Here is a 13,577-nt window from a genome sequence, read left to right on the forward strand (position 1 = left end):
AGTAATGCTACCCTGGCGATTGGCAAGTCCTACGACTGTGCGCGGACAAGACGCCTAAACCACGGAAAGCTGCCTTGCGTCTAGTGAGTGGCAAACTCCTCTTGTAGCCAGGTTTTATCTTAACATATCTTATGGGAGGTTTCACGCCAATTTCCATCTGAGGAAAGAGGCAATAAACCGACTATCATAAAACACATTTGACTAGTTAATGAAAAGTCATGAGTCAAGGGTCAAGAAAAGCCAGTCACGTGTGGGGTTTTCCCCGTTGAAGAGCCACCCTTATATAGAGGTTCCCAACCTTCAGGGGAGTGGTGTTGAACTGGCATTCAATAGTCAAAAAAATCTGGACTCTGGACTGTGCGAGGCGGATTAAAGACGTGGACTTATATCAGATATTTAAAACTCGCTCACCAATTATTGGCGTGGTTCACTTGCTACCACTGCCTACCTCACCCCGTTGGGGAGGTAGCCTAAAAGCGGTCATTGACCGTGCCGAACAAGAAGCCGCAGCCTTAGCAAGTGGAGGGGTTGACGGTCTGATTGTCGAGAATTTTTTCGACGCGCCGTTTACCAAAAACCAAGTCGACCCAGTAGTTGTGAGTGCCATGACCATTGTGGTGCAGCGGATACAGAATTTGGTAACTTTGCCTATAGGCTTAAATGTTTTGCGAAATGACGCCAAAAGTGCAATAGCGATCGCTAGCTGCGTACAGGCGCAATTTATCCGCGTCAACGTCCTCACAGGGGTGATGGCAACCGACCAGGGATTAATTGAGGGAGAAGCCCATCAACTACTCCGCTATCGACGGGAGTTGGGCTGTGATGTTAAAATCCTGGCCGATGTGTTGGTGAAACACGCCCGTCCTTTGAGTTCTCCAAATCTCACAGTCGCCGTGAAAGACACCATTGAAAGGGGTTTAGCAGACGGAGTGATTTTATCTGGTTGGGCTACAGGTAGTCCTCCTAATTTAGAAGATTTGGAACTAGCTTGTGGTGCAGCAAATGGCACGCCAGTGTTCATCGGCAGTGGGGCTAATTGGGAAAATATTGATACATTGATGCAAGCAGCAGATGGTGTAATAGTTTCCAGTTCCCTAAAACGTCATGGACGCATAGAGCAACCAATTGACCCAATTCGCGTCAGTCAATTTGTGGAAGTTGCCCGTCGCAATTGGAACTCCAAAGGTGAAAGCAAATCAGCAGAACAAGTGAAGTTACATTCTTAATTGGGGCATGGGGCATGGGGAATGGGGCATGGGAAGAAATAATTAATACTCAATTGCCCAATGCCCAATGCCCAATGACAGCAGTTGCTCCACTTGAGGAGACCCCAAGTGGAGCAACTGCCTCCCCAATGCCCATTAACCAATAACAATTTATGATTCGCCGCCGTTCTACTCCTTGGATTCATAAATGGTCACGTCCATTGATTGCCGCGATCGCTGGATGTGGTGCCCTGATAACAGGTTATCTCACTATAGAAAAGTTAACCGGAGGCAGTGCCGCTTGTGTGGCACAGGCTGGCGCTAAGGGCTGTAATGATGTGCTTTCCAGTCCTTGGGCAACGGTTTTTGGACAGCCATTAGCTTTGTTTGGGTTTTTGGCATACACCAGTATGGTGATATTGGCTTTGGCTCCCTTGGTATTCAACTCAGGGGAAAACAATAACCGCAAACAATTGGAAAATTGGACGTGGTGGCTGCTGCTGGTAGGTGCGATCGCTATGTCTGTCTTTAGCGGCTACTTAATGTATGTGCTGACATCTCAAATCAAAGCGATTTGTCTTTACTGTATCGGTTCAGCTTTGTTCTCTGTAAGTCTTTTGGTACTAACGATTATCGGTCGGACTTGGGAGGATATTGGACAAATCTTGTTTACCGCCCTGATTGTCGGGATGGTAACGCTGATTGGTACTTTAGGCGTCTATGCTGGCGTGAATCAATCAGGTGTGACACCTGCCACTCCTGGACAACCCACTAAAATTACCTTTACTCCCAAAGAAAACCCCAACCCAGCGTTCGGTTGGGAAGTTACCACTACTTCTGGTGAGGCAGAAATAGCCTTAGCAAGCCATCTGGCAAAGGTAGGTGCAAAGGAATACAGTGCTTATTGGTGTCCTCACTGTCACGAACAAAAGCTACTTTTTGGTAAAGAAGCTGAGGAAATAATCAATAATGGCATTAAGGTAGAGTGCGCCCCCGATGGACTCAAAGCTCAACCAGAAGTATGTAAAGCTGCAAAAATTGAAGGTTTCCCCACTTGGATCGTTAATGGTAAAAGCTATAGCGGAGTCCAAAACTTAGAGGAACTAGCGAAAGTTTCTGGTTACACAGGGCCTCAGAACTTCAAGTATTTTAAGTAAAGTACCTACACTGAATATTCAGTAGTTCACACCCCATAGTCAACTGGATGAATACAGTAAAATCTGTTTCCAGTTGGCTTTTTTGTTTTTGGTAACAGATAATAGGTCTCATCCAATGCCCAATTACTAATTTTATTTCGGCTTTGATCTGCAAATACTTAAGCTCAAGGAAATTAGCTAAGTACATTTACTTTAAAAATTGTATATTTTAATTTCTTTTTATAACACTTGAGAGCCACCTTGGGATGTAATCATGTCAGGCTCGAACCGAGAGCTGTTTCTGTTAGAAGTTAACGTAATTCTCAGTAAAATACCTAATCGATCGCAAATGTGAGTTTAATTAAGTAGGCTCTACTAGAGAAGGCTTTGAGAGTTAAATTTACTGAATTCACTTCCAACAATATTGATTAATCTGTGCTGAGAGCCACAATCACAGTTGCCTTTTAGTCAGACAATTAGCCTCAATATATGGTAATACATCACAAATATCACGATGTCTTAAAGAACCTTGCTGAGTTAAAAAAATTTTTAGAAACTCTATTTAGCTCTTACTTGAGCTATGTTAGTCCGATAGTTAATAGCTATAGGAAATAGAGAATATTTCTGCCTACTAGGTAATGGCAATGAATCAGCAGCTAGGCAAGCGTTTTGTGAAGTTAACCTTTGGACTGAAACAATCGCTTAGTCGAGGACACAGAGAATTGATTACTGCGGCCAGCGTTGCAGTCTGCGTCCTGCTTTTGCACTCCTTTGGATTATTGCAATCTTTGGAGTTAGCGGCTTTGGATCAATTTTTTCGCTTACGTCCAAATGAACCACCAGAAGACCGGATTACGATCGTAGTAATTGATGAAACCTATATAAACGAAGTAGGTTCGTGGCCGATTTCAGATGCGAAGATTGTCCAGTTGTTGCAAAAATTAAATGTCCACAAACCCCGTGCGATTGGCTTAGATATCTACAGAAATTTGCCAGTAGAGCCTGGTAATCAAGAATTGCGTAATGTTTATCAGTCAATGCCCAACTTAATTGGTATTGAACTACTGTCAAAAAACAAAAACTTTAGTGTTCCGCCTCCAGTGGGACTGAATCAAAATCAAGTGGGCTTTAATAACGTGCTGTACGATCTTGATGGTAAAGTGCGTCGCAGTTTGTTGTATTGGCACGTTAAAAATGAAGTACACGAAAGTTTTGCCCTGAAGTTGGCTTTATTGTATTTAAAGTCAAAGGGAATTACTCCCACCAAAGCAAAAAGCAACCCTGAGTATTTGCAATTGGGTAAGGCAGCATTTACTCGTTTTGAGGCTAATGATGGTGCTTATGTGGGAGCTGATGATAAAGGCTATCAAATTTTGAGCAATTTTCCCAAACCTAAATGTCAAAGTTCGTCTGGAGAATTTTGTAGTTTTCGCCAAGTATCGATGAGAGATGTACTGGCAGATAAAGTCAAAGCAAACTTAATCAAAGATCGGATTATACTTGTTGGTTCAACTGCGCCCAGTCTCCAAGATTCTGTATTTATTCCTTACTCCAGCAGTGTAATGGGTATAGCAAAGCCTGAGCCTCTACCTGGTATTCAATTGCAGGCTTATTTTATTAGTCAGTTAATCTCTGCTGCTGTTGATGGAAGACCATTACTGAAAGTCTGGCCTGACTTGGTGGAATACTTGTGGATTTTTGTTTGGTCTTATCTGGGAGCCGTGACGATATGGCAGATACGACACGCAACTAGGAGTCTCTTCTGTATCCTAATTTGTTGCTTTGTATTGACCCTGAGTGCATACCTTGCTTTCTTCTTATATGGTTGGTGGATACCACTCATTCCCTCATTGGTTTGCTTTGGCACTTCAGCTATTTGGATGACTAGTCATATTGCTCACATGCAGGGAGAGTGGAAACGTTCCAAGGAATTTTTGCATCACGTTATCAACACGATCCCCGATCCAATTTTTGTGAAAAATGAACAACATCAGTGGATTGTTTTAAATGAGGCGTATTGTCGATTTATCGGTTATCCAAATAAGTTTTTGATTGAAAAGTCAGACTATGACTTTTTCCCAAAACATGAAGCTGATGTATTTCGACAACAAGACGATCTTGTTTTTCGGACTCAGCAACCCCAAGAACATGAAGAAGAATTTACAAATGCCGATGGCCAGACTCATCTAATTGCCACTAAGCGATCGCTCCACAAAGACTCAGCCGGCAATTTCTTTTTAGTTGGTGTCATCCGAGATATTACTCAGCGCAAGCTGATGGAAGAACAGCTGAAGCGTACTGCTGCTGAACTATCCCGCTCTAACAATGAATTAAAACTCAAAGAAGACCACTTACGTTATTTAGCATATCACGACCCCCTCACTGGTTTATCTAATCGCGAATTTTTTGCCGAACAACTTTACGAGTCCTTACATTGGGCACAACACAATAACTTGTTGTTGGGACTGCTGTTTATCGATCTAGATGGCTTTAAGCAAGTCAATGATACTTTAGGACACGAGACGGGCGATCGCTTGCTAATGACTATTGCTGGAAGACTCAGCAACTCTTTACGCGCTAGTGATACAGTTTCTCGTTTGGGTGGCGATGAATTTACTGTGATTTTACGGGCAATACCTAATGTCCAAATAGCTGCTAAAGTCGCTGAAAAAATTTTAAGCAGTATTACCAAGCCAATTGTTTTGGATGGCTATACAATCCGAGTCTCTGCCAGTATTGGCATTAGTGTTTATCCATACAACAGTCAAGACAGTGAAACTTTGATGAAACAAGCTGATACAGCAATGTACCGTGCCAAGCGCCTTGGTAAAAATCGCTACGAGTTTGCTTAATTAATTAAGAGTCAAGCCTCCAGCTTTTTTCACTAAAGTTACAATTTTTACATTCAAATTAAGAATTTAGACCAGAGACAGGTCTAAGGCACTGTCTCGAAAAAATATAGCGTATATCTTGCGAGGTAAATTTTTAGTCAAATATAGACCTGGTAAGGCTTTTTTGCTTAAACGATAAACCTCCTAATTTATGTCAGAAAATAATTAGCGATCAAAAATAATTTTAAAAATAAATTTAATGTGATTTAATTTACAATTTTTTTTATACTTGTACTTATTCGCTTATTATGCAAGACAAAATTTTAAAATCCTTTTATTACTATAGATATGTTGTTTTATCTTTACATATCTTTACTCATCAAATCTATAAACTATACAATTAGATAAGTATTATTTCATGTTTTTTTGAATTTATGATTTATGGAACATAGTGTTTATACTTAAAAGTATTAAGATATTATTAATAAATAATGAAGTACTCAAAAAGCTGGCAGTAAATCATTGACATATCTAACTTGAGACTGATGTAAAAATCGCCTATTTGAAATACCACTTAAGTATGAAAACTATTTAATATCGGCAAATTAAGGTTAATCGACAAGGAAATACCACAATGATTTGTACAGTACCAGCAATAATTTCATAAAGTTAAAATACTTTTTTGAAAAAGTACAGTAAATATACGGTAGTAACTAAAAAATACGTTTTGAAATAAAAAATTTAGTAAATTTACTGAAATATATGAAGAGTAACTTCCGAATCACAAAGTTTATCATATTCTGCATAGGTGCTTATTTACTGATCCCAAAAATTGCCGATTGCACAGGTATATTCAGTACTGCAAGTGCTAATTCTTTTGGCCCTACTAGCAGTAATACCTTAATCGCCCGCAAGGTCAATTCTCAAAATTTACAAGACATATACATTCCACCAAATTATGGTGGTCCCGACAGTCATAATGGTAGCGGCACTCGCTGATGGCAATTTTGAATTTTAGATTCTGGTGAGCAACGCGATGAATTAACTACCGTCTTGGACACCACATCTTTGTACTTAACAGCTGATTCCAAGATGTTGTACTTAGGGTTGCGAAAACCATCAGGCTATTTAAGGTAGTTTATTCAAGACAATAGTGGAGATTTCCACCAATGATTTGTTTGTATAAGTGTGTGAACTTGCCAATTTGAGTCTGGTTGAGGATAATCTAAACGGAAGTGTCCGCCTCGGCTTTCGGTTCTAAAAGCAGCACTTTTGAGAATTAAATCAGCTACATCTATTAAATTGCGGGTTTCTGCCCAAAGTGCTAATTGCCGTTCAACATCTGGTAGGTCAAAACTAGCGGGTTCTGCTGGACGTAAAGCAAGCAAGAATTGAGTTAAAGGCAAGGCGGCAAAATCTTGCTGCCAAGATTCAATAGTCGCGATCGCACTTTCCAGCCTTGATTGCTCCCGACAAATACCAGCACTTTCCCACACTAGACGCGGTAACTTCTCCCTGAGTGCTTCTAGCTGTGCTTGTTGGATGTGCCACTCACTAGGATCGGCATTAAATCTCCGTAACGGCAGCACTGGTATTTCTGAGGATAGCCCAATATTTTCTAACTTAATATCAGCCATCTGGGCCCCAAACACAATACATTCTAACAGGGAATTACTGGCAAGGCGATTTGCTCCATGTACACCAGTACTAGCGGTTTCACCCACTGCATACAAACCAGGGATATTTGTGCGATTCATCAGATCCGCAACAATTCCACCCATCCAGTAATGGGCAGCTGGCGCTACAGGAATTGGTTCGTGGAAGACATCAACTCCCCAATGCTGACAAACTTTGATGATATTGGGAAAGCGCTGACGAATTTTGTCAGCGGGGATGGGGCGCATATCTAACCACACATGAGCAGTAGCCAAATCAAGGGCAGTACGTTGTAAATGGCTGAAAATTGCTCTACTGACAACATCTCTAGGCGCAAGTTCACCCGCAGGGTGATAGTCAAAAGCAAAACGCCGCCCTTCATTATCGATGAGATGTGCCCCTTCACCGCGTACAGCTTCGCTGATCAAGAAGCGATCGGCACCAGGTTTAGTGAGAGCAGTCGGGTGAAATTGAACAAATTCTAAATCGCGGAGGATAGCCCCAGCACGAGCTGCGATCGCTACCCCATCACCGGTACTCACTGCCGGGTTAGTGGTTTGGGCAAATACCTGACCGCCGCCACCGGTTGCTAGTACCACAGCACCAGCTCTTATCCAGGTGATTTTACCTTGATAAAACAGGCTAATTCCCTGACAGCAACCAGTTTCGGGTTCAATCCACAAACTCAAAGCCAAAGCTTGCTGAATGACTTGAATATTTTGGCGACGTAATACTTGAGCGGTGAGGGTAGTAGTAACTTCTCTGCCTGTAGTGTCAGCAGCGTGGAGAACACGGCGGCGAGAATGGGCGGCTTCCAAAGTTAAAGCTAAAGCTTGACCATGACGGTCAAAAGCTACCCCCAAGTTAACTAGGGATTGAATGCAGCTAGGGGCATGTTCGGCGAGAAATTCAACAGCGGTGCGATCGCATAAACCTGCACCCGCCTGGATCGTATCTTCAATGTGCAGCGTGGGAGAATCTTCTGGGGCGATCGCTGCGGCAATGCCACCTTGTGCCCAATCACTAGCGGATAAAGCAACGGTTTCTTTGGTAATCAAACCGACTCGCAAGGATTCTGGCAGACATAGCGCTGTGTATAGTCCAGCGGCACCAGCGCCGACTACTAAGACATCAAATTGGCTGGGAATATCTATCTGAGACAAGGTAATGTGTAGGGGGAAGTGAGGAGTTAGAAGTTAGGAGTTAGGAGTTTTGAATTTTTAACTCATAACTCCTAACTCCTAACTCATATCATCTCCCACTCCCTAGAATCAGGAGTGGGCTGCTATTTGCTACATTAACTGCAATTCAGTTATCTGTAGATACCGTTGTTAAAGCGATCGTCTCCTTCATTGAAGGCAGGCTCTAGGTCTGTCACGGTGAATTTATCGAGGTTGGCTTGCAGGGTTTGTTTTTGGCGATCGCTCAATCCTGGAAGATCCAATACATCCTCTACCTTTTGGTAGGGAGCATTGGTGATGATTTTCTTAGCCAAGGTAGGATAAAGCCCTGGAAACTGTTGAAAAGCTCGGACGTTGGTATTATTCAAATCAATTTTTTTACCAAATTCCGTTCTTAGTTTAGCGTCTGCCCGATTCTGCCGCTCAATTGCCAGAACTGGGACTTGGGGAAAAGCAAAACTGTTGAAACTAGCAGCTTGGGCTATCTGAGTTGTTCCCAACCATCCCCAGCAACTAAGTAACAAGCTAAACACTGTTAATAAACGCGCCAATCCTTTCACGATTTTTCTACCTCTTTCCATCAAACAGCAATAAAAGTTTTAAGCTAACAACAGTTATTAGTCATTAGTCATTAGTCATTGGTCATTGGTCATTGGTCATTGGTCATTGGTCATTTGTAAAGGACAACTGACAAGGGACAAAGGACAACTGACAACTGACAAAGGACGAAGGACAAAGGACAAAGGACAAAAGCTGATAGCTTAGTCAACACAGCAGTCATCAGAAACTAATATACAGCGTATTAATATCCACAATATTTACCGTTACTGGGTTTGACTATACTTTTGCCAAAAATTTTCATCGTGGAAAGAGTGCCTGCATGGCTGCAATAGCGTTACATCGACGATTCCAGCAGCATTCTCTGCTTGGCGAAATCTTATCGGGGTGGCTGATTCTACCTTTCAAGCAGACACAAAACTGCACGATTTCTAAGATCGAAAACCTTGCCAAAAAAGACTTGATGCCGATCGATTTTTATGTAATATTTCTTAACTAATTAATCATCTACAGCATCATTTTTGATGTGCCGTAGATTGGGCTGGGAAAAGTTTCAGTAAGAGAAGCCCACACGCTCATTGCAACATCAACATATAATAGGACTCGTATTTGATTTTTGAAAAAAACTCAGTACACTTTTATTCCTTCTTCCCTGTTCCCTGTTCCCTCCCTACGCAAATAATTTCTCCGAATCAAAATGGATTCCTATATAGTGTCTCCTACCTTCTTCACGCTGCGATCGCAGCTAACAAAAATAGGCTGTCTACCAAAATTGTGCTTAAAACTGCGCCGCCAAAAGCATACCAGTGTCTTTGATTTCGACCTAAAGCTGAAATTCCTACTGTTAATAGCACTACGGCGAGAATTATCGCCCAAGTTTGTCCCCAAGGTGCTTGTACTTGTATGAGAGCATTTTGTAAGATTTGCGGTACTACATCTGCATCTACTCTCATAATTTGCCGCCAATAGGGCATCAAATCTACTATATAAAAATATACATCTGTTAAAACTGTACCGAGTAAAGAACCTAAATAAAACCAGTTACCTACCTTGCCCCAATTCTTTGCCAGACACCAGCAAGCAAACGGTAAACCGATAAATTCCACAGGCAGATGCCATAAAGGTTCCCAACGTAACCAACCCCAGTAAATCGCTCCTGCTAACCAACTCCAGCTAAACCCCAAGAGCAAATCGCCCCAGACGTAAGTTGCAGGACGTGACATTAATGCAAAACTGAGCCACACCCAAAATCCTGTCATCGCTAAACTCAGACTTGGTAGCGATCGCACTATTGGCGCTTCTATAAATATTGGCACTGTTACCAAAAACACCGCTGCTGCAAACACTAACCAAGTTTGTCGGGTAGAAGGAGATAAGGGTAAAGAGGAAGAAAGGGAAAGTGTAGATTCCAATTGTCTGATACCGTTTTGCGCAGTATCAGCTAAATCCAACTCAGTATCAATAGAAGGGGTAGAAACGCTGTAGGAAGACAGTGTATTATTAATCAAAGTTTTTAATATTTGTTACTAAACTTTATTTTACTTAAGATATCACATTTTCAAATCCCCCCCTGGGGCATTGTAATTATACTAAAATTTTCACAAGCGCTGGTGCAAACCAAACAAAACATTCTGCGCCAGACGAATCCATTAAAGTTCCACTGATACAGAACTCCTTTGTAGTTCCTTATAAATAAGGGATTACACAGAGGTGAAAAGTCAGCTGCTATGAGTCTGCTAAATATTAAAATTTGATGAATTTTTCAAATTGCGTTGACTTATTGAGGCGGGTGTAAGAACATAGTCAGCGTCTTCGATGATGTTTTCGATCGGTCAAATTGAGTTTTCTATAAGATTGGGTGCAATAGAGAGTATATAAAGCAACATCATCAGCTAAACTCAGCCAAACAATGTTCATCACGATCTCTATCACACGAAAAAGGTATTAATTGTATATGGAGTTTATTCAAGCTTTTATTTTAGGTATTGTTCAAGGTATTACAGAGTTTTTGCCAATCAGTAGTACTGCACATCTTATAATTTTTACCAAGGTATTTGGTTGGAAAGAACTAGGTTCTAAAGATTTTGTTGATGCGATTCAATTCGGCAGCGTTATCGCAATTGTGGGGTATTTTTGGTCGCTGATTTATAGTATTGTCAAAGGTGGAGTCGAAGCACTAAAAGCCAAAGACTGGCAACGCGAAGAATGGAAGATTCTTGTCGGTATTGTCGTCGGAACACTGCCGGCTTTAATTTTCGGCTTCCTTTTGAAAGATATTTTACCTGAGAGTGCATTAATTATTGGCATAATGTCAATTATTATGGCACTTTTACTAGCTCTAGCAGAAAAAATTGGCACTCGTAAGCGCGGTTTTGAGTCATTGCAGATTCAGGATGGTATTTTGGTTGGATTGGGACAAACACTTGCCTTGATTCCGGGCGTTTCTCGTTCTGGTTCGACGTTGACAACTGCCTTATTTTTAGGATTAGAACGTGCTACAGCAGCAAAATTCTCATTTTTGTTAGGGTTTCCAACTCTTACCATTGCGACGCTGTACAAAAGCTTGAAAATATTCAAGTTGTTTCAAGCTCACCAGTTGCCAGATAACATTGTTGCACTGTTAATTTTAGGAATTATTTCAACCTTTATTTTTTCCTACCTATCAATTGCATTTTTGATCAAATACTTAGCAACCAAAAACACTTTGGTCTTCGTATGGTATAGATTAGCGTTCGGTAGTGCAATCTTACTAGCGATCGCAGCAGGTTGGAAAGGATAATATTCATTAGTCATTAGTCATTAGTCATTAGTCATTAGTCATTTGTCCTTTGTCCAAAGCAAATGACTAGAGCGATCGCTCGGTTGTATGTAATACAATCTAACCTCACTTCCATTCCTCTCTCCTTTTAGGAGAGAGGCTTTAAATTTTACTCACCAACGCGACTAGGGAAGAGGCTGAGGTTAAGTCTGTATTAAACTCAACTAAGAAACGCTATAATGCCCAATGCCCAATGCCCAATGCCCCATTCCCCATGACTACCATTCATCCTGCTCGAATTACCAAAGTTCTTCCAGACTCAATAGCCGCAGAGATTGGTTTTGAAGTTGGGGATGCGATCGTTGCAATCAATGGTACACGTCCCCGCGATTTAATTGATTATCAGTTTTTGTGTGCTGATGAAATTTTAGAATTAGAAGTTTTAGACGCTACTGGTAAAACTCATAGCTTGGAAATCGAAAAAGATTACGACCAAGACTTAGGACTAGAATTTGAAACTGCCCTATTTGATGGCTTAATTCAGTGTAATAACCGTTGTCCTTTTTGCTTTATCGACCAACAACCACCAGGTAAGCGCACCAGCTTGTACTTTAAAGACGACGATTACCGCTTAAGCTTTTTGTACGGCTCTTATCTTACCCTGACCAATTTACCAGAAAGAGAATGGCAGCGGATTGAACAAATGCGCTTATCTCCGTTGTATGTTTCTGTTCATGCCACGGAGCCGGAAGTTAGAATTAGACTCTTGAAAAATCCTCGTGCAGGACAAATCTTGCAACAACTCAAGTGGTTTCAAAAAAGACGGCTACAAGTTCATGCTCAAGTAGTTGTTTGTCCTGGTATAAATGATGGCGAACATCTAGAGCAAACCTTAAAAGACTTAGCATCCTTTCATACTGGTGAAGTGCCTACGGTGGCATCGGTGGCAGTTGTGCCAGTCGGATTGACAAGGTTTCGGCCTCCAGAAGACGAACTTACACCCGTAACCAAAGAAAAAGCGAAAGAAGTGATTTCTCAAGTGCGAATACTCTCGCAACAATTTCGTCAAAAGTTTTCCTCTAACGTCGCTTGGTTAGCTGATGAGTGGTTTTTGATTGCAGGTGAAGAATTACCGAGCGAATCTGAATATGAAGAGTATCCCCAAATTGATAATGGTGTTGGTTCAATTCAGTTGTTTATCAAGCAATTTGCAGCCGCGGCAACAGAATTACTACCGCCAAAAGTTTATCCTCAGAGAAAATTAACTTGGGTAGTAGGCAACGCAGTAGAAAATGCCTTTGAACCTATCTTGAAACGGTTAAATTCTGTTGAAGGATTAAAAGTAAATATGCGTGCTTTATGTAGTGATTATTGGGGACAGAGTATCACTGTCACGGGATTACTAACGGGTCATGATTTGCTGTTGAACTTACAAGGACAAGATTTGGGAGACGGAATTTTACTACCAAATGTAATGCTCAAACATGGTGAATTGGTATTTTTAGATGATATGAGTATTGAAGAATTAGCCTGCAAACTTGAGACCAAAATTTTACCAGTAGGAGGAGTTGAAGATTTAATCAATACTTGTATTCTTTAAGCTGTTTTTGTTAGTCTTTTAGTTTTATAGTAGTTTCCAGGTGGATGAAGTACATAGCAAAATTTCACCCCCGATCCCTATTCTTGTCAAGAAAATGCTTTGGGGGTGTGGTTATCTGTTATAAACGTTTTTTGAATCAGTATAATTTTAAGCTTTTCAACTCAAAGCAATTTTTTTGTATCCAAAGATTTTAATGTTAAATACAAAATTGATAAGCTTTACATTTAATAAATTTTGGTGATTGCAATTGCGACTGTTGAAATTATTATCTTATTTTATCTAAAAATTTCTGGAAAAATTCGTGAAAAATTATTGTTAGTTTAACTCTGGCGATCGTCAAGAGTAATAATTAGACTTATTACACAAATACAAAATCTGTCTTCATCCGCCAACCCGTTCTCACAATTTTGGCAAAAAGGGAGCCGAGCCAATTTCAAAGTACCTCTCCCAAGCTTGGGAGAGAGATTTAGGGTGAGGGCTTTAAAATGCACTAGTATTACTTTTTTAACTCACAAAAATCCTGAAAAATAGATAATCAGAATAAGAGTGGCATTTTTTATTTTAGGTTTAAATAAAAAATCTCTGCAATTGCTCAAAAGCCTATTGGAATTGGTAAACACAAAATTTTCTAAAAAGCTAGTCATCAATAGAA

General features: G+C 40.8%; 8 protein-coding genes. 5 read left to right on the plus strand and 3 right to left on the minus strand.

Annotated elements, in window-relative coordinates; genetic code table 11:
• Window positions 1–377 precede the first annotated feature (377 nt).
• The 3 genes from btpA to RMY64_RS00420 all read left to right on the plus strand — a co-directional run bounded on the left by btpA (window position 378) and on the right by RMY64_RS00420 (window position 5,193).
• Window positions 378–1,226: a photosystem I biogenesis protein BtpA gene (btpA, locus tag RMY64_RS00410; protein ID WP_322670041.1), complete on the plus strand. Its 849-nt coding sequence runs from the start codon at window positions 378–380 to the stop codon at window positions 1,224–1,226.
• Window positions 1,227–1,378: 152 nt separating this feature from the next.
• Window positions 1,379–2,362 carry a vitamin K epoxide reductase family protein gene (locus tag RMY64_RS00415; RefSeq protein ID WP_322685143.1) on the plus strand — a complete coding sequence of 328 codons (984 nt, stop codon included), beginning with the start codon at window positions 1,379–1,381 and terminating at the stop codon, window positions 2,360–2,362.
• 623 nt (window positions 2,363–2,985) lie between these two features.
• On the plus strand, window positions 2,986–5,193 hold the full coding sequence (locus tag RMY64_RS00420; protein WP_322669901.1) for a CHASE2 domain-containing protein: 2,208 nt from the start codon (window positions 2,986–2,988) through the stop codon (window positions 5,191–5,193).
• A 1,121-nt stretch (window positions 5,194–6,314) separates the two neighbouring features.
• Here the strand turns inward: RMY64_RS00420 and nadB are convergent.
• The 3 genes from nadB to RMY64_RS00435 all read right to left on the minus strand — a co-directional run bounded on the left by nadB (window position 6,315) and on the right by RMY64_RS00435 (window position 10,075).
• On the minus strand, window positions 6,315–7,991 hold the full coding sequence (gene nadB / locus RMY64_RS00425) for an L-aspartate oxidase (protein WP_322699000.1): 1,677 nt from the start codon (window positions 7,989–7,991) through the stop codon (window positions 6,315–6,317).
• 149 nt (window positions 7,992–8,140) lie between these two features.
• Window positions 8,141–8,569, minus strand: coding sequence for a photosystem II complex extrinsic protein PsbU (gene psbU, locus RMY64_RS00430; protein WP_322669903.1), 429 nt, complete (start codon window positions 8,567–8,569; stop codon window positions 8,141–8,143).
• Window positions 8,570–9,295: 726 nt separating this feature from the next.
• Window positions 9,296–10,075, minus strand: a complete 780-nt coding sequence (locus RMY64_RS00435) for a DUF3120 domain-containing protein (RefSeq protein ID WP_322690568.1) — start codon at window positions 10,073–10,075, stop codon at window positions 9,296–9,298.
• Window positions 10,076–10,521: 446 nt separating this feature from the next.
• Between RMY64_RS00435 and RMY64_RS00440 the strand changes: the two genes are divergently transcribed.
• Window positions 10,522–11,346, plus strand: a complete 825-nt coding sequence (locus RMY64_RS00440) for an undecaprenyl-diphosphate phosphatase (protein ID WP_322690567.1) — start codon at window positions 10,522–10,524, stop codon at window positions 11,344–11,346.
• Between the two features lie 253 nt (window positions 11,347–11,599).
• On the plus strand, window positions 11,600–12,925 hold the full coding sequence (locus RMY64_RS00445) for a TIGR03279 family radical SAM protein (RefSeq protein ID WP_322690598.1): 1,326 nt from the start codon (window positions 11,600–11,602) through the stop codon (window positions 12,923–12,925).
• The last annotated feature ends 652 nt before the right edge of the window (window positions 12,926–13,577 follow it).

It is taken from the genome of Nostoc sp. DedQUE08, from assembly GCF_034530895.1.
In the GTDB taxonomy this organism is placed as follows: domain Bacteria; phylum Cyanobacteriota; class Cyanobacteriia; order Cyanobacteriales; family Nostocaceae; genus Nostoc.

Coding starts and splice junctions, on each gene's coding strand:
- RMY64_RS00415 (WP_322685143.1), top strand. CDS start 1,379: ATGATTCGCCGCCGTTCTACTCCTTGGATTCATAAATGGTCACGTCCA.
- RMY64_RS00420 (WP_322669901.1), top strand. CDS start 2,986: ATGAATCAGCAGCTAGGCAAGCGTTTTGTGAAGTTAACCTTTGGACTG.
- RMY64_RS00440 (WP_322690567.1), top strand. CDS start 10,522: ATGGAGTTTATTCAAGCTTTTATTTTAGGTATTGTTCAAGGTATTACA.
- RMY64_RS00445 (WP_322690598.1), top strand. CDS start 11,600: ATGACTACCATTCATCCTGCTCGAATTACCAAAGTTCTTCCAGACTCA.